The 15774-nt window shown below is 61.4% G+C and carries 18 protein-coding genes; 4 read left to right on the top strand and 14 right to left on the bottom strand.

The features are described 5' to 3' along the window. Positions 1 to 274 precede the first annotated feature (274 nt). The 13 genes from eutB to BM399_RS01015 all read right to left on the bottom strand — a co-directional run bounded on the left by eutB (position 275) and on the right by BM399_RS01015 (position 12117). Positions 275 to 2485, bottom strand: coding sequence for an ethanolamine ammonia-lyase (gene eutB, locus BM399_RS01075; protein WP_092863031.1), 2211 nt, complete (start codon positions 2483 to 2485; stop codon positions 275 to 277). Positions 2486 to 2676: 191 nt separating this feature from the next. Then, the gene (locus tag BM399_RS01070) at positions 2677 to 2982 is read right to left on the bottom strand and encodes a hypothetical protein (protein WP_092863028.1); all 306 of its coding nucleotides are present in this window, start codon (positions 2980 to 2982) and stop codon (positions 2677 to 2679) included. Between the two features lie 135 nt (positions 2983 to 3117). Continuing rightward, positions 3118 to 3948: a pentapeptide repeat-containing protein gene (locus BM399_RS01065; protein ID WP_092866064.1), complete on the bottom strand. Its 831-nt coding sequence runs from the start codon at positions 3946 to 3948 to the stop codon at positions 3118 to 3120. 139 nt (positions 3949 to 4087) lie between these two features. Beyond that, entirely contained in the window at positions 4088 to 5710 is a 1623-nt protein-coding gene (locus tag BM399_RS01060; protein WP_092863025.1) for a phosphoethanolamine transferase, read from the bottom strand. 105 nt (positions 5711 to 5815) lie between these two features. Continuing rightward, positions 5816 to 6586: an N-acetylmuramoyl-L-alanine amidase gene (locus BM399_RS01055; protein WP_092863022.1), complete on the bottom strand. Its 771-nt coding sequence runs from the start codon at positions 6584 to 6586 to the stop codon at positions 5816 to 5818. After that, a complete protein-coding gene (locus BM399_RS01050; RefSeq protein WP_092863019.1) occupies positions 6583 to 7311 on the bottom strand; it encodes a molecular chaperone DjiA in 729 nt (242 codons plus the stop codon). The genes BM399_RS01055 and BM399_RS01050 overlap by 4 nt, the downstream gene beginning before the upstream one ends. Before the next feature lie 161 nt (positions 7312 to 7472). Further along, a complete protein-coding gene (locus tag BM399_RS01045) occupies positions 7473 to 7715 on the bottom strand; it encodes a DUF2852 domain-containing protein (RefSeq protein ID WP_244531116.1) in 243 nt (80 codons plus the stop codon). Between the two features lie 155 nt (positions 7716 to 7870). Beyond that, positions 7871 to 8299, bottom strand: coding sequence for a DUF2852 domain-containing protein (locus BM399_RS01040; protein ID WP_092863013.1), 429 nt, complete (start codon positions 8297 to 8299; stop codon positions 7871 to 7873). Between the two features lie 224 nt (positions 8300 to 8523). Further along, positions 8524 to 8889: a hypothetical protein gene (locus BM399_RS01035; RefSeq protein ID WP_143111297.1), complete on the bottom strand. Its 366-nt coding sequence runs from the start codon at positions 8887 to 8889 to the stop codon at positions 8524 to 8526. 50 nt (positions 8890 to 8939) lie between these two features. After that, positions 8940 to 9149 carry a hypothetical protein gene (locus tag BM399_RS01030; RefSeq protein WP_092863007.1) on the bottom strand — a complete coding sequence of 70 codons (210 nt, stop codon included), beginning with the start codon at positions 9147 to 9149 and terminating at the stop codon, positions 8940 to 8942. 283 nt (positions 9150 to 9432) lie between these two features. Beyond that, entirely contained in the window at positions 9433 to 10083 is a 651-nt protein-coding gene (locus tag BM399_RS01025; protein WP_092863004.1) for a TetR/AcrR family transcriptional regulator, read from the bottom strand. A 61-nt stretch (positions 10084 to 10144) separates the two neighbouring features. After that, positions 10145 to 10831, bottom strand: a complete 687-nt coding sequence (locus BM399_RS01020) for an extensin-like domain-containing protein (protein WP_092863001.1) — start codon at positions 10829 to 10831, stop codon at positions 10145 to 10147. Positions 10832 to 11349: 518 nt separating this feature from the next. Beyond that, positions 11350 to 12117, bottom strand: coding sequence for an alpha/beta fold hydrolase (locus BM399_RS01015; RefSeq protein WP_092866061.1), 768 nt, complete (start codon positions 12115 to 12117; stop codon positions 11350 to 11352). A 122-nt stretch (positions 12118 to 12239) separates the two neighbouring features. Here BM399_RS01015 and BM399_RS01010 point away from each other — a divergent pair, with 122 nt between their 5' ends. From BM399_RS01010 to BM399_RS00995, 4 genes are all read left to right on the top strand, one after another. Further along, positions 12240 to 12482 carry a zinc-finger domain-containing protein gene (locus BM399_RS01010; protein WP_092862999.1) on the top strand — a complete coding sequence of 81 codons (243 nt, stop codon included), beginning with the start codon at positions 12240 to 12242 and terminating at the stop codon, positions 12480 to 12482. A gap of 42 nt (positions 12483 to 12524) precedes the next feature. Continuing rightward, positions 12525 to 13715, top strand: a complete 1191-nt coding sequence (locus BM399_RS01005) for an FAD-dependent monooxygenase (protein WP_092862996.1) — start codon at positions 12525 to 12527, stop codon at positions 13713 to 13715. After that, complete coding sequence (locus BM399_RS01000) at positions 13709 to 14155, top strand: NUDIX domain-containing protein (RefSeq protein ID WP_092862993.1); 447 nt, start codon at positions 13709 to 13711, stop codon at positions 14153 to 14155. The genes BM399_RS01005 and BM399_RS01000 overlap by 7 nt, the downstream gene beginning before the upstream one ends. Before the next feature lie 114 nt (positions 14156 to 14269). Beyond that, positions 14270 to 14953 (top strand): MarC family protein, encoded by a 684-nt coding sequence (locus tag BM399_RS00995; RefSeq protein ID WP_092862990.1) that lies wholly within the window; start codon positions 14270 to 14272, stop codon positions 14951 to 14953. A 10-nt stretch (positions 14954 to 14963) separates the two neighbouring features. Here BM399_RS00995 and BM399_RS00990 read toward each other — a convergent pair whose 3' ends face one another. Next, entirely contained in the window at positions 14964 to 15740 is a 777-nt protein-coding gene (locus BM399_RS00990) for a gamma-glutamyl-gamma-aminobutyrate hydrolase family protein (protein WP_092862987.1), read from the bottom strand. Positions 15741 to 15774 lie beyond the last annotated feature (34 nt).

Raw genomic sequence — 15774 nt, 5'->3', positions numbered from 1 at the left:
GCCAAAACGTCAAGGGCCTGAGCACGCCGTTTACCGTCATCTTCGGCCGAATGAGCGGACCGAATAACGGCCGGAGATCCAGCGTAAGACTCGTCGAAGACACGATATTGAGCCTTCGGCAGCTTTATGCTGGATCCCCGAACACGCTCGCAATGCTCGCGCCTTCGAGGATGACGGAATTGGACAAACCACGGCTGGCTCCACAAGCCCGCCCCGGCGGCCGGCTCCCCGCAGGGGAGTCGCCGGGGCAATCAAAGGACTTCGCCGGGGCCAATTAAACAGCCAAACTCGCGCGCATGTTGTGCGAACGGTCGTGGACGGCGCGTTCCAGGCGATTGCCGGCGGCTTTCGCCGTCAGAATTTGCTGGACGCGTTCGGCGATCTGCATCGCTGCCTCGGCGGGCGGCAGGCCACCCGAATAAATGTTTGAGATCACCGTGTATTCGTAACGAACATCCGGATTGCCGCTGAACTGCGCCGCGGCTTTCTTCGAGTCATCGTCCAGCCTGTACGCGATATAGGCGGACATGCTGCGCGACGCCAAGGCATCCCCGCCCGGCCGCTCACCGATGAGGTTGATGACGAGCTTCGGCTGCAACGCGTCGCCCAGCGCTTCGGCGAGCTTCACCCGGCCATAGGGTGCGAGGATCGGCTTGCCCGCCGTGATCTTCTGTTGGCTGAGCCCTTCGAGCAGTTTCGGAAGAAGATCCGGAATGTTGTGATGCACCGCCTCCGCCGAGAGACCATCGGAGACGATGATCTGCACGTCGGCTCTTTCGGGCTTCAATTCCGCAATCATCTCGTCCGATGGCTTCGCGCCGCGGTCCGGATGACTGAGATGCGCTTCCTTGCTCTCCGCCGACGTCGCGACACGCCGGAAATCGATTGTCCCCATGCGCTCCGGCGTAACCTCGGCGTAAATCGCTTCGCGCGCTGCCGCGAGGTTCGCCTTGATGGCGCGCGATACCTGCTCCGTTGGCCGCGGCCCCGCACTTTCGAAGCCGTAAGCGGCGGGAAGATTTTTGCGCAACCGCTCGAACTCTTCATCCGAGCAGAAGATCTTCGGATTGCCCCAGTTCGGGCCGCGCTCGACTTCACCATCTTCGTCGCGCGCAAAAATTCCGCGCTCGATCGCCCATTCGAGAAATTCCGGCGCAGGCGATAGCCCGTGAACTTCGCGCATCGTCTGATCGTCATGCCCGCACGTATCGAAATACGCGAGCATCCGGTCGATCGAGAGATAGACGTCCATGAAATAGTTCGCGCCCGCCGCCGTCAGCAATTCGGCGGCAATCTGCTGGCCTTCCATCGTGATCTCGGAATGCAGCGTGTAACAGGGTGCCATTCCCATCGGCAGGCCCAACAGCTTGCCCATGAAATGATCCTGCAGGTTCGACACGATCATCTCGAAGTTCGAGCGATGCGTTTCGGGCCCGATGAACCCGGTAACGTTGTTGACCATGAACGGATCATAGCGCCGGGCGAGCCCGTAGCAGAGCGCCTCCGTCGTCGTCATGTCGATGCCGTTGTGCTTGCTGTAGGTCAGCTCGCTGCCCTGACCCGTCTCGAAATACATGAACTGCGCCGCTTCGCCGGCCAGCGGTCCATGCTTCGCCATCGTCGTATAGGCTTGGTCGAGCACGTCGGCCGTCACGTCGAATTCTTCGATCAGCGTCCGGTCGGTGCCGGCGAGCGATTGGAACATGATCTCGACCGGCGCCCCGCTTTCGAGACAGGCGAGCTGCGTCTTGACGTGCGACAGCACGCAAATCTGCGTCGGCGCACCCGTCTCCCGGCGCAGCTTGTCCAGATGCTTGAGCGTTTTGCTGATGTTCTCGACCGTGTCGATCGCCGGGTTGAGACCGAGCAGCGCGTCGCCCGAACCCATCGAGAGCCCCGTGTAGATCAACGCCGTCATCGCATCGAGATCGTCGGTCGGATGGTTGGGCTGCAGCCGCGACGACAGCGTGCCGGGAGCACCGACGAGTGTGCGCGCCTTGCCGGACCGCTTGAGCTTCTTGGCGGCATAGACGAGTTCGTGCACGTCCATGAGCTTGGCGACTGCTGCCGCCATCACGCCCGTAAGGGCCCCGCCGATGCGCTTGGCTTCCGAGCTCTTCGCCCTGAGCAGAAGATTCTTGATTTCGCCGAGCGTCTTCGATGCGATCTCGGCGAATGCATCGCGATCGATGCCGTAATTGATCCGCATCACCGAATCGACGCGGCCCTGATCGTCCGTCAGCGGGCGATCGTAAAGGTGTTGAAGCGTCAAACCCGAGAGGATCGACCGCGCCGCTTCGCGCTCGACATCATCCTTCGCGGCGAGACCGCAGTTGCGATCCCCTGCCTTGTCGAAATCGGCGGCACCGAGCAGCGCCTTCAATCCATGAAAGCGGTATCGCCGGTCGAATAGGTCGATTTCGTAGAACTCATCCGCGCGAGGTTCAGGAACCTCGATTTGCCGCCACGGCTGAAGGTCGACCATGCGCACCGCCCTCGTTGCTCACGCGGCCGATGGTTTCTGCCTGTTACGCGTCAACAGGCTTGCGGCCGACGGAGATCAACATAAGCGAAGTTCGTGACGCGCAAGTCAAGTTCCTATTAATCAAACCAATCGGAACCACGACCCGCCCCGGCGGTCGGCTCCCGCAGGGAGCAGCCGGGGCCATCAGAGGACTACCGGAGTTGGGCGGCGCGGTGCGAAACTTCTTCCTGGCTCACCTCGCCCGCCTGGATGAGCGCATTGATGCAGCGGGGAGAAAGCTTCTCACCCGCAGCGCGCATGCACTGGCGAACTTCAGGACTATCGGACGCGTACTGGCTGCAGAGCGCATAGTAGTCGCGCGAGCAGGCGAGCTTCACGCGAAGACTGACTGCATTCGCCGCCGAAGCCCAAACGATGGGCAATGCGGTCGCAATCGTAAGAGCAATCAAAGCAACCGAACGCTGACTGAACACCTTGGCATGAATCTGCGCGGACATGTCGGCCCCCCGGTCATCTAATGTGACGTTAATAGATTGAGAATAAACAGTTTAACAACCGTTAAAAGCCGTATCCATTTGCCGGATTGGCGCATAAGTCAGCTTCGCGTCAGCCACGCGAAGATTCTCGAGGGGTTATCTGAGTGCGCGATCGAGATTGATCGCCCGGTCGAGACCTTTGACTTCGGTGACCCCGATTGCGCCGACGAAGTTCGCACCGTCGAGATCTGCACCGGTGAAGTCTACGCCGGAAATGTCCGCGCCCGCGAAGTCCGCGCGGGAGAGATCGGCATCCCTGAAGTTGACGCCCTTGAGATCAGCGCCTGTGAACTTCGCAAACCACAACACGGCGCGCTCCATATTGGCATCGCGCAACCGCGCGCCGGAGAAATCGCAGTACTTCAGAATGTTGCGGTAGGCAGTCGCCAGCGTCCCTTCGCCGGGCCGGCCCTCGAGCGGATAAAAGTTCGCCCTCGACAAATCCGCGCCCCTGAAATCAGACCCTGAGAGTTCGGCCTGCACGTGCACTTCCGTCAAATTCGCGCCCGCGAAGCGCGGCGCATCGAGCGTGTTGTTCGAGAGATCCGCATAGATCGTCGGGCGAAGGATCGTCGCGCCGGTCAGATTGGCGCCGGAAAGGTCGGCGCGCATCAGAACCGAACGGTCAAGCCGCGTATGCGAGAGATCGGTGCCCTTGAGATCGGCGCCGGTGAAATCCGTCCCGTAGAAATCGGAGTTTGCGAGGTTCGCGCCTTTGAAATTCAGCTCGGAAAGATCGAGATAGACGAGGTTCTTCCCCGAAAAGTCGGGCTTCGCGCCGGGCTTTGCCTGAAACAGCGCGGTCGTAATGGTGCGGGCGTTTATCTCCGCGTTCTTCAACACAGGCCCGATGGGCTGATCCGCAACGGCAAAACCAGCGCTGCAGATCAAGATCGACAACGCCAGACCGGCCAACCTGCGGATCATGCCTGAACTTTCAAACAAACCTTTTGCAGACTGATCATGCATGAGTCCGGATCCCCCGGGGATATCATTTTCGTCGCGCCGCAAGGCGAAATCGTCGCGTCACCGCACGATTTTGCTACGTTATCTCGTTCACGTTGGATCAGGACGCCGGCTTCCGGCAGGGCGCAAAGAGATCGAGCGACGGATCGTAAACGCGGGTCGCCACACCCATGATCCCGAGGCTCGAATGAAAAATATTATCGTGCCCGACGCGGCTGCCGCTGCGGCTGACCATGCAGCCTTGATCGAGACCGCGAGCTTCCTTCATCTCCGGTGACAGCCAGACGAACATCGGCACGTGAATTTGTGCTTCAGGCGCGATCACGTACGGCATGCCGTGAAGATACATGCCGTTCTCGCCGAGGCTCTCGCCGTGATCGGACACATAGATCATGCCCGCATCGACGCCGCGGCTCGCCGCCCCTTTCAGCGTTTCGATGAGACGCGCCAGAACGTGGTCGGTGTAGAGGATCGAGTTGTCGTAAGCGTTGACGATATCCTGAAGTTCGCAGCGGCTGAACTGCGAGTCCTTGCACGCCGGCTTGAACGTCTCGAACTTTTCCGGATAGCGCTTCCAGTAGGCCGGACCGTGGCTGCCCATCATGTGCAAAACGATCACCGTATCGCGATCTAGCTTCGCGATACGCGCGTCGAGGCCATCGACGAGAATATCGTCGAAGTTCTGGGTGCTCGCATAGAACGTCGGAACTTTGTGACCGGTCAGCGTCTCCGTCGGAATGCGCGCGCACACGCCCTTGCATCCCGATTGATTTTCTCGCCACACGACGTCGAGGCCCGCGCGCTTGAAGATGTCGAGAAGATTTTCGCGTGCGTCCGCCTTGGCGTTCGTGAAGCCATCGCGGCCAAGCCCCGAGAAAATGCACGGCACCGACTGCGCCGTATCCGTGCCGCACGAGTAGGCCTGGCTGTAGTTGATGAGATCGCCGATCTTGGAAAGCCCGGGGTTTGTCGGCTTGGGATATCCATTGATCGAGAAATGATCGGCGCGCGCCGTTTCGCCGACCACGAGGACGAATAGCGATTTCCGAGAACCACCGGAAACGCTCTGGTGGGCATCCTCACCGTAGGAAGCGATGGTCTTCGCCCGCTTGCGCTTCTCCTGCCGCCAATAGCTTGTCAGCGCCGAAAAGAAATTGATGGGCGTCAGCGTCATCTTGAGTTCGCGATGGTCGCGGCCGAGCGAGATGAAGTTGCCCCATACGGGCAGCATCACGGCGACGAGAAGCAAAAGCGAAGCAGCCGCCGCCTTGAGCTTGCCCGCCGTCTCCTCGCGATACGATTGCTTCGTCCACGGCACGAGCCAGAAGAGAACCGCGGGAGCAAGTCCAAGCAGGACGACATATGCAACGAGCTTGAGGGTGATGAGATCGTTCGCCTCGCGCGTGTCGGTCTCGAAAACATTGCGAACCATGTGCACGTCGATGACGATGCCATATTCGCCCATGAAGTAAGCGGCGGCCGCCATCGCCGGCAGCAGGATCAGCAAGAGGATGCGCAGGAGCGGCTTTGCCGACAGCGCCAGCAAAACGAGATACGCGACAAGCACTGAGGACGTCACTACCGCCGCGGCGAACAGCCAATCGTCGAGGTCAGACGGAGCGACAACACCGGCAAATTTCCGCCAGAAGGGCTGATTGAGAACCAGCGCCACGTAGATCGCAACGATAAGCGCCAGGAACTCTGGCCGGCGCGGCTTGAACAAGGTTGATCCCGTTTCGGTGTTGCTTGAGTTTTCCGCACCCCCTGCGGAATGCCCCCGCACTCGGTGGGCGCACGATGTCGCATCAACATCAGCGGCCAGCGTCCGTCAAGCGGCGGTGCGTTTACCGGAGGCTTCGATCAGCCGCTCCAACGTGACTTCCGTTGACCGGTCGAGCCGGCCGTCGACACGGCGCGGACGAAAATGCAACTGGAACGCCCTGAGGACTTTCTCCGTAGCCGCATCGAGCGTGCCCGTCGCCTCGACATCGTAACCGTAGGACGCAAGGCGCTCCTGCATGCGCGCTATCCGCGAACCGGAATCCCCGAGCCCGAGGCCGGGATCATCCGCCCGAACGGGTGACGGACGCACCCAGAGACCAAGGCCCTCTTTCGCCAGCAGCAGCCAGTCGAACTTTTCGCCGGGATCGATCTTTCTGCCCGGAGCCACATCCGAATGCGCGAGAACATTCTCCGGCGCGATGCGATGGCGGCGCACGATATCTTTCGACAACGCCACGACGGCCGCCATCTGATCGGGCGGAAAATCAGGGTACCCGTGCTCATGACCGGGATTATGAATCTCGATGCCGATCGAATGCGAGTTGATATCCGTCTCGCCGCGCCAGTACGAGACGCCGGCGTGCCACGCGCGCTGCTCTTCGGGCACGAGTTGCGTGATGCGCCCCGCTTCGTCGATGACGTAGTGGCACGACACGCCGCTTTCGGCGCGCCCGAGCCAGTCGATCGCCTTGGCCGCTGTGGACATTCCCGTGTAGTGCAGAATGAGCAGCGACGGCTTCACCCCGCCGCGCCGCGCCTCGCGGTTCTCGGCCGGATGAATGTCGTGCGAAAGCGGTGTGTCGGACGGAAAGCTCACGTCGTCGGTTCCAGCGCTCTTTCGACTCGTTGGCCGCGCTCTTCCAATATCGCCTCATATGCAGAGGTGATCGCCTGAAGCCGGCGCTCCGCACCCGCGAGGAATTCAGGCGGCACGCCCTTCGAGACAAGCGCGTCGGGATGATGACCTTTGACGAGCTCGCGATAGCGCGCCTTGATCTCCGCGTCGGAGGCCGTCGGCGAGACGTGCAGGACTTCGTATGGGCCGTCGGCATCGACGACGAATCCGCGTCTGACGCAACGGAACTCGCCCGGCGTCAATCCGAAGATCTCGGCCACGTGCGCGAGATAGCGATCCTCATCGGGATGCAGGACGCCATCCGCGCTCGCAATATGAAAGAGGCATTCGAGGACGGATATCTTGAGGTCCGGCTGTCCATCGAGCATGCGTGCGATCTGCGCAGCATATGTCTCGTAACCGGCGACGTCCTGGGCCGCCAGCTCGTAGAGCTTGCGAACGTGCGCGCATTCGCTATCGGGAACCTGGAACTGCCGCTTGAAAGCTTCAGCCTCGATCGGCAACGAAACGCCGTCGGCTTTGCTCATCTTGGCTGCAAGAGCGACGACCGCAATCGTGAAAGCAACGCGCGACTGAGCCGGAGTGCGAAGGCCCTCCAGGCCGAACGCCCCTTTGACGTGCTCGAGGGCGGAGCGCAAACCTCCGCCATACGCCGCAACGGCGTTCTTCAGAAATTGCCAAGGCATCGATGGTCCGTGGGTATGTTCGCCTCAAATCGCCAGCCCGCGGCGGCTGTCACGGCGAAGCATAAACGACGCGCGTCGCCAAGACCCCTAAAATAACGGCAACATAAGCGGAAAAAGGCGAATTCCCGGTATGCAACCGATGAACGGCGAACAGCAAAACGCTACGAAGCAGACGATTCGCCGCTTTTCCGGGCCCGGAGAAAAGCCTGGAAGGCCGATGCATCTGCAGCGCGGCGCAACCCGTCGAGATACGACCGGAATTCCTCGGCCTCTTTCTCGAGTCGCGTAATCGTCGCCCGCCGATAGTCCTCGAAGGCTGAATTATCGGTATCGCGGCGCGGATATGACTCCCGTCCCGCTCCACAGCGATGGCGCGCAAACCCGCGGCGAGCTCCTAGGAACATGACGGCCGCCACAACTACGAGCGCGATCCCCACAACGTGCATGAAAAACGCCAGTGGGTGAAAGAAATGATGAAACATCAAGTCACTCCGTTCGCCTAATATTTCCCTATGAAAAACGGGGCCGCTCGAAAGCAGCCCCGTCGATTCCACGGCAATCAGGTCGTTGCGCCCTCGTTCGGAGCCGGACGATCGCGGCGTTCGGACATGAACTGATCGAACTCGGATTTGTCCTTCGCCTGCCGCAGCCGTTCGAGGAACGCGCGGAATTCCCGCTCTTCCTCCTCGAGACGCTTCAAGGTCGCATCGCGATAATCATCGAAGGCTTTGTTGCCGCTCGAAGCGGCGCCTCTGCCGAAATTCCGCATTTCTTCTTCGACGCGTGACCGCGCCCGTTCAAAGCGATCGGCGAACCTGTTTTCCCACCGTCCGCGACCTTGGTGCCATCCGCAATTCATGCGTCCACTCCAGAGCATATAGGCCAGGATGGTGAGCCCAACCGGCCAGAAAACGATGAAACCCAAGACCATCGCGGCAATCCACGCGGGCCTGCCAAAATCATCGAGCGTCTGAACCACTTGCGTCATCGCCACCCTCTCCTTGTTAGGATGTAAATGTATTTTACATTCACATAAGTGGGTCGGCAAGAGGGGACTTCAAGGGCGTGCTGAAGGATTTTCACAGGATGGCGAACAGTCCGGGCTCGTTGCCGAACAGCTTGATGGCTGCCGCCCTGCTGCGGGCGAGCACACGCTTCATTGCGCGGTCCTGCCCCTGCTCGTCAGGCGCAACTTGTCGTTCGATAGGTCCACTAATGGCGCGTGTTAGACGTTGGCCCGTCGACCATCTTGTATTCAACGTGGGTCGGCTCGGTCTTGAGATGAGCCTCGCGTTTTTTCCAGCGCGGCCAGCCTAAGGACCAGTTTTCGATGGCCGAACTGTTAGCTTCCAAATAGGCGATGGTCGCGCGTAGATGGACTATAGCATCCTGGCGGCTGACCCTGCGTTCAGTATCCCCGCGAAGCTTTAAGTGCCGCCACCTCCAGGCCCATGCACCGGGAAGTTGGTTGATCCAGCGATTGATCGTTCTGGTTTCCCATAAAGAGGCGTGGCTTCGCTCGGCGTCGTTCAGCACGGAACGCAGCGCCAGAATGACCGCATCAACCCGTGATGTCATTCTGTTGCGCTCCCCCATAAACGACCAGGTAGGACCAAGCGAAGCGAATCCTACCGCCCGCCCCTCATCCGCTTCATCAGCTCGATGGCAATCTCATTCTTGAATGCGTAGGGATCGACGGTCACGCCAAGGATCGTCTGGCAGTGGGGGCACGTGTAAGCGGCGCCGGCGAACGAGTTCCCCGCGTTATTCGTAATACTTACCTGCTCGGAACGCACACCGCCGACCATGTTTTGACACTTGGGGCACTTGCCGGCCATCCATCACCTCCGAAACATCTTCCGATATCGATTTCAAATCGAACGTTCGTGAGAGACGCTCGCAATAACGCGTTCGTGCGATCTTAAAAGTTCGAACGCGAGGAACCAGCCAAACGTTGCAGCCCGCAGCCGAGCGTAACCACCCACTGCGAACGACGCATCGCGAGTCGAAATTCCCTGCAGTATTTGTATGCGGAATAGTGCGCGGCGGACAATCGGATCATTCGTGCGACAACCCGAAGTCGTCGACAGAGTTTTTCACGCCGGATTCTCGGTCGCGTTTTTAGCCGTTCTTCTTCGGCCTTGCGCCAAGCCCGTCTAGATAAATGAGCACCGCAGCGTCCAAGAGATCCTCGGGGCTCATCGGAATGGGCCTGCGTGCCTCGTCACCGCGCGCGAAGAGCGACGCGATACCGTGCGCTTGCGCCCAGATATGGAGCGCCATCATCATGGCAGGCGGCCGCTTGGCCTCGGGCATCCCCGCAACGAGCGCTGAACACGCGTCTTTCAACACGTTGAACGCGCGTTCACCCGCCACATGCAGATCGGGAAACGCCTTGAACGACAGGCCGGATTCAAACATCGCCGAATACTGCGCAGGCTCGAGCCGTGCGAAATCGAGATAGGCGCGCCCCACGCGTTCAAAAGCGGTGAACGGATCGGGTGTGCCACCCGCCCAAGCTTGTTTCAACTTCGCCTCGAACGCATCGAACGCGCGCCGCGCCACGTCCGCCATCAACGCATCCCGGTCGCGATAATGGCGATAGGGCGCTGCGGGGCTGACGCCCGCTGCACGGGCCGCTTCCGCGAACGTGAAACCCGACGGTCCCTTGAGCGCAATCAAATCGAGCGCAGCCTTCATCAAGGCTTCGCGCAAGTTGCCGTGATGATAGCCGCGCCGGCTTCCGGGAGGCGGTTCGTGATCCCAAGTCATGCGGCGCTTCTAGCGGATTTGGAGGAAGTCTGCACGCGCAGAGCCATGAGGCGGTCGCCGATTACTTGCAGATGTTCTTCAGCCCTGTAAGGCCATGGTGTGCAAGGTCGAGATGGAAATGGTCGGCGTGCAAGCTGTTGTAGTTCGGACCAAGCACCGTCATGAAATATTGGCAGGCCCCGTTATGCACGCTGCGCAAGAACGCTTGCTCGCCTTCCGAGCCACCCCATCCGCGCTGAACACTGATCGACCGGCCGTCTGCCAGAACGAAGCCACCGATGTCGATGGCGTTCGCATAAGCGTGCTCCGAGATCGTCGCCCCGTCGACGCTGTTCATCGCCCGGCACGAATAGGACGCGAGCACCGTCAGGCCGACGAGTTCCTGGCGAAAATGACGCCGCGCCGCCGGTTCGACAACGTCTCGCACCCAGCTATCGATCTGCGGGATCATCGGGCAGCGAAGCGATGCCGGCGGTCTCAATTCGACACGGCCGTTATCCGCGGCCGACATCTCGAAAGGGCTTTCAGCGCCGCATACGCTCGGACCACCCAACGCCGACCGGGGACGGACGAATGCCGTTTCCCGCACGGCGCCCGACGCCAGGCAGGCTCTCTCTTCCGGCGAGCGCCACGGATCGTCCTTGACCACGAAATTTGGCCCCGTGGCGCAGCCCCATAGCAAGCCGAGCCCTGAAAGCATCAGGACGGCGGCAGGAACAAATACGCTGAGACGAAAACGCGAGACCATGACGGGGGTCAGTAGACGGCGTTAGGGTTAACGGCGCGTTAAGGTGTGGATCGTCACGGATTATCGCTGCGTTTTCAGACGGATTTGGGCCTCGGGCTTGTCGAACCGAAGGCGGAGTGCGGCGGACTCGCGGCGGCCAGCCATCGTGGCCGTCAAGCCGCAGACGGCCCCCTCGAAAAAGTTATCCACATTCAATTGGGAGGCGACATCTCCCTGAAATCCTCCCGTCATTGAGCACGGCTATTTGGCAAAACGCCCCCGGAGGTGCTGGGGCGGGCTCGAACTTGTACCGCGTGCGAGCCGGAATAACCGTCCTCGCGTTCTTCGATCGGGCATGTACCGCGTACCGATCAGAGGCGCTTCGGCGGATCAGCAAGCTCTCGGCGGGGCTATCGATTGAGCCTCGGTGCGGGCGTGGGCCTGGCCGACCTAGATCCCGGCGTCGCGATTATCCCCCGTGTCCGCCCGGTCATCAGGTCGCCCAGGTCGCGTCGCCCCCTCATGTCGCGTCCGTCAGCTCAAGCCTCATCGCTTGCCAGAAAAGCCAACGCCTCTGCTTTGAAACTTCTGTCGCCGACCGCCCGGTTGTGATCCTTGCCCGGAATGACATAGGCACGCGCCCCCGGAATGAGCTTCGCGAGATCTTCCGCCGACCCTCCGATCACATCGACATCGCCGACAGCGACGAGCACGGGAGCCGCGATTTCGCCCGCCATCTCCGCCGAGATCGGCGCACGCGACGACCGGATGCACGCGGCGAGCGCTTTCAAATCGCTCTTCGTCTGCTCGGCAAATGCGCGAAACGTTCGAGCAGCCGGGTTCGTAACTTCGTCGATGCTCGGGGCTTCGAGCGCACGTGCGATCGGCCCGGTCCCCGCCATGCCGCGCACCATGTTGATGCCGAGACCGCCGAAGACGACGCGCCCCACGCGATCGGGATGCGACAACGCCAGGAAGGCCGCAATCCGCGCGCCCATCGAGTAGCCGATCACATGCGCCCGCGCGACGCCGACATGATCGAGCAGCCGGCGCGCGTCTTCCGCCATCAGCGGCGCCCCGTAGTCGACGAGTTCATAAAGCTTCTGGCTCTCGCCATGCCCGCGATTATCGAACGCGATGACGCGATAACCCGCCTTGGTGAGGAACGTGACCCATCCCGTATTCACCCAGTTCGTCGCCACATTCGAAGCGAAGCCGTGGATGAGCAGAACCGGAAGCTTTCCGTCGTCGCCGCCGCCCGTATCGAGATAGGCGATATCGACGCCGTCGCTGTCAAAGTGGTCCATGCCGCCCGCCACCGCTCAACTACCGGAAGTTTTGGAGTTTTAAAGCTTTTATGTCCCCTACCATCATCGATGCCACGAGGATATGGTGCGGCCAAACATCTCCTGTCGCGGAAGGGTGAAGCATGGCCGGAGCCGTAATCCCACACTTGGCAAACGATGCTGGCGCAGAGCGAATCTTCGTTGGTGTCAAAGAGTTCAATTGCATGGGCGCGCGCGCGCCGTTCGACCATCCGCATGTCTATCTCGACATGGGCCAGGACAATCAAATTCTCTGCCCCTATTGCTCGACGCTCTATATCTTCGATCCGCGCCTGAAAGCCGATGAAAGCGATCCGAAGGGCAGCCTCGTAGCTGACGCTGCTTAACGCCATGAAGGCCGGCCGCGGCATCGGCTCGGACCAATCCCGATGACAGCGGAACCGGGACGCGCCGTCGTCGCCGGCGCCGGCATCGGAGGCCTTGCAGCAGCAATTGCGCTCGCCCGAACCGGCATCGACGTCCGAGTTTGCGAGCGCCGTTCCGAATTCCCCGAAGAAGGAGCCGGCATCCAGATCGGACCAAACGGCGCGCGGATTCTCCGCGACCTCGGCGTCGCCGAGTTCCTGGAAAAAGCCGTCGCGAGTCCGGACGTATTGAGCGTGCGCGACGGCGCAACCGGCCGCGAGCTGACCCGCCTCCCGCTTGGCCGCTGGATCGCGGAACGCCACGGTGCGCCCTACTGGACGGCCCATCGCCGCGACTTGCATATCGCCCTGAGAGCGCGCGCCGAAGCCGAGCCACGCATCACCGTGACACGCGGAACGGAGATCGTGTCCTTCGCAAGCGAACGCGACCGCGTCCGCGCGATCACCGCTAACGGTGAAACGCTGGAAGCCTCGCTTCTCGTCGGCGCCGACGGTCTCTGGTCGGCGCTACGCGATGAGATCAACGGCAGCAAAGCTGCTTTGATCCCGGTCGGCAAAACCGCTTTTCGCAGCGTCGCACCGGCCGAGCATTTGCCGTCAGGCCTTGTGCCCAACGCCGTACACATTTGGCTCGCGCCGGGCGCGCACGCGGTCCACTACCCCGTCAACGGTGGTCGCGACATCGCACTCGTCGTCATATCCGATGACGCTTTACGCATTGAAGGCTGGGATTCCCCCGCCGTCGCCGACACCGTCAAATTGAAAGTCGGCGTCTTCGCCGAACCCCTCCGCACGCTCGTCCACCGCGCAGCCAATTGGAGAAGCTGGTCGCTTTACCGTATGCCGCCGCTCGACCGTTGGACATCCGGCCGCGCCGCACTGCTGGGCGACGCCGCGCATCCCGTATTACCATTCCTGGCACAAGGCGCCGTCATGGCGCTCGAAGATGCGGTGACCTTGGCGAACTCCGTCGCCGCTCGAAAAGGCGATATCGAAACAGCGCTCGGGGAATACGAACGGGCTCGCCGCACGCGCGTCGCAAAGGTGGCTGAAGCTTCCGAGCGAAACGGCCGCATCTATCACATGCAAGGCGCGATGGCGGTCGCCCGCAACGCTACCATGAAGCTCGCTCCGCCAAATCGCGTCATGGCCGGCTTTGACTGGCTCTACGGCTGGAAACCGGGACCATGCTGATGCGATGGCCGTCTCTTCTGCTGAAACGCACCGACACCGTGACGCTTGGCGTCCAGGGCATCGTTGTCGATGAGACGCCGCGCGTGCTCCTCGTTCGCCACGGCTATCGCGCCGGCTGGCATTTTCCGGGCGGCGGCGTGGAACGCGGCGAGGAAATCGAGACGGCGATGGCGCGCGAGCTGCTCGAAGAAACGGGCGTCATCATCGCAAAACCGCCAAGCCTCATTGGCATTTACTCACATTTCGACGACTATCCGGGCGATCACATCGTCCTTTTCAAAATCGACCACTGGCGACGCGAACGCATCCCGCCTCCAAATGCCGAAATCGCCGAACACGGCTTCTTTGCGCTCAACGCACTGCCGGAACTCCTGTCGCCAGGGGCGGCGCGACGACTGAAGGAAGTCTTCGGCAAAGGCGAGCAATCGTCCGCATGGTAGCCATCGCCCCGGCGAGGCTATCGCTCGCAAATTTTCGACGCTAAGAAGATCCGGCCCGCAAATTGTGATCATCCACCCTTATTGATAAGCACACCCCATTTGATAAGCACACCCATGGAATTTTGGAGCGCGATCACCGCAAACTTCCTCATCGCGTTCCCCGCGCTGTTTTCGATTGTGAACCCGCTGGGCGGAGCCCTGATCTATAGCCAGATCACGATCGGCCGGCCGGTGTCGGAACGCACTTGGCTCGCGTGGCGCGTCGCCTTCTACTCGGCGATCGTCATGCTCGTTTCGCTTTTGATCGGCGCCACGCTGATGAGCTTTTTCGGCGTCAGCATCGATGCGTTGCGGGTCGCGGGTGGCACGGTCGTCGCCGTCAGCGGCTGGCGCATGCTGTACAATCCGCAGGAAACCGAAGATCGCAAGCAAGATCACGCGACGGCCGATAAGGCTCATGCATGGGGCAGCGACGTTGCCTTTTTCCCGCTGACGATGCCCTTCACGACAGGCCCCGGAACGATCTCGGTCGCGATCGCTTTGAGCGCCACGCGCCCGACCTCACCTGTCGCCGAGCTGTTGCCCTTCTATGCCGGCGTCTGCGGCGCCGCGCTTGCGATCGCTTTACTCGTCGGCATTTGTTACGCTTACGCCGAGCGCGTTGTCGATTTGCTCGGTCCGGCGCGCACGCGCATCCTCACCCGGTTATCCGCGTTCTTGCTGCTCTGCATCGGCGTGCAGGTTCTGCTCACCGGCGTCCAGGGAGCGCTTGAGCACGTCATCGCCCTCAAGCACTAAGCAGCAAGCACTAGCCGGCACGCGCCTTGTCGGCGACGAGATCGGCTGCTTCGCGCATGCTCGCGCCCTTGAGCAGCAGCCCGAACCACGCGAACAGCTCGCGCGAAATCGGATTTTCGGCAACCCGCCATTCCGGGTGCCACTGCACGGCCAGAACGCGTTCGCCACCGCTCGGACGAATGCCCTCGATGACGCCGTCGGCGCTCGTTGCTTCGACGGCGAGCTTATTCCCGAGATCGCTCACGCCCTGAAAGTGCGCCGAGTTGACGACAATCGACGATGCCCCCATCGCGCGTTCCAGGATGCCGCCGGAAGCAAGATCCACGCGATGTTCCAGCTTGAACATCTCCTCGATCGGCAGCCCCGGCGGGGTATGGTGAATTTGCGCCCGCTCCGCTTCACCGAGATCGCGCCTCAGCGTCGCGCCATAGGCAACCGCGATTTCCTGGAAGCCGCGGCAGATCCCGAGCACCGGCCGATCCCGCTCGACCGATTCCGATATCAGCCGGAACGCCATCTCGTCACGCCGGGGATCGAAAGGCCCATCCCCCTCGTCCGCGCTCCGGTAAAGGTGAGGGGCGACGTTGGACGGACTTCCCGTCAGCAGCACGCCGTCTAGCCGGCTCAGAATGGATGCGGCGTTCGAAATGTCCGGCATCGAGGGAACGAGCACGAAGTCCGCGCCGATGAATGGCGCCGCGCGAAGGTAGCGCTCGGCGACGCCCTGCACCGGGTCTTCCGGCACGCGTGTGCAGCAAATGACGCCAACGAGTGGCCGACGGGACATGATCCGCTATCCTTCAACATCGCAAGAACATCTG

It is taken from the genome of Hyphomicrobium facile (assembly GCF_900116175.1).
GTDB classification, from domain to species: domain Bacteria; phylum Pseudomonadota; class Alphaproteobacteria; order Rhizobiales; family Hyphomicrobiaceae; genus Hyphomicrobium_B; species Hyphomicrobium_B facile.
This window is presented reverse-complemented; position numbering and strand designations above follow the sequence as displayed.

What these genes read in the sequence shown, in the direction of transcription:
- BM399_RS01030 (WP_092863007.1), bottom strand. Translation starts at nt 9,149, where the DNA reads ATGGCCGGCAAGTGCCCCAAGTGTCAAAACATGGTCGGCGGTGTGCGT.
- BM399_RS01045 (WP_244531116.1), bottom strand. Translation starts at nt 7,715, where the DNA reads ATGTTCCTAGGAGCTCGCCGCGGGTTTGCGCGCCATCGCTGTGGAGCG.
- eutB (WP_092863031.1), bottom strand. Translation starts at nt 2,485, where the DNA reads ATGGTCGACCTTCAGCCGTGGCGGCAAATCGAGGTTCCTGAACCTCGC.
- BM399_RS01035 (WP_143111297.1), bottom strand. Translation starts at nt 8,889, where the DNA reads ATGACATCACGGGTTGATGCGGTCATTCTGGCGCTGCGTTCCGTGCTG.
- BM399_RS01005 (WP_092862996.1), top strand. Translation starts at nt 12,525, where the DNA reads ATGACAGCGGAACCGGGACGCGCCGTCGTCGCCGGCGCCGGCATCGGA.
- BM399_RS00995 (WP_092862990.1), top strand. Translation starts at nt 14,270, where the DNA reads ATGGAATTTTGGAGCGCGATCACCGCAAACTTCCTCATCGCGTTCCCC.
- BM399_RS01040 (WP_092863013.1), bottom strand. Translation starts at nt 8,299, where the DNA reads ATGACGCAAGTGGTTCAGACGCTCGATGATTTTGGCAGGCCCGCGTGG.
- BM399_RS01065 (WP_092866064.1), bottom strand. Translation starts at nt 3,948, where the DNA reads ATGATCCGCAGGTTGGCCGGTCTGGCGTTGTCGATCTTGATCTGCAGC.
- BM399_RS01070 (WP_092863028.1), bottom strand. Translation starts at nt 2,982, where the DNA reads ATGTCCGCGCAGATTCATGCCAAGGTGTTCAGTCAGCGTTCGGTTGCT.
- BM399_RS00990 (WP_092862987.1), bottom strand. Translation starts at nt 15,740, where the DNA reads ATGTCCCGTCGGCCACTCGTTGGCGTCATTTGCTGCACACGCGTGCCG.
- BM399_RS01020 (WP_092863001.1), bottom strand. Translation starts at nt 10,831, where the DNA reads ATGGTCTCGCGTTTTCGTCTCAGCGTATTTGTTCCTGCCGCCGTCCTG.
- BM399_RS01010 (WP_092862999.1), top strand. Translation starts at nt 12,240, where the DNA reads ATGGCCGGAGCCGTAATCCCACACTTGGCAAACGATGCTGGCGCAGAG.
- BM399_RS01000 (WP_092862993.1), top strand. Translation starts at nt 13,709, where the DNA reads ATGCTGATGCGATGGCCGTCTCTTCTGCTGAAACGCACCGACACCGTG.
- BM399_RS01015 (WP_092866061.1), bottom strand. Translation starts at nt 12,117, where the DNA reads ATGGACCACTTTGACAGCGACGGCGTCGATATCGCCTATCTCGATACG.
- BM399_RS01025 (WP_092863004.1), bottom strand. Translation starts at nt 10,083, where the DNA reads ATGACTTGGGATCACGAACCGCCTCCCGGAAGCCGGCGCGGCTATCAT.
- BM399_RS01050 (WP_092863019.1), bottom strand. Translation starts at nt 7,311, where the DNA reads ATGCCTTGGCAATTTCTGAAGAACGCCGTTGCGGCGTATGGCGGAGGT.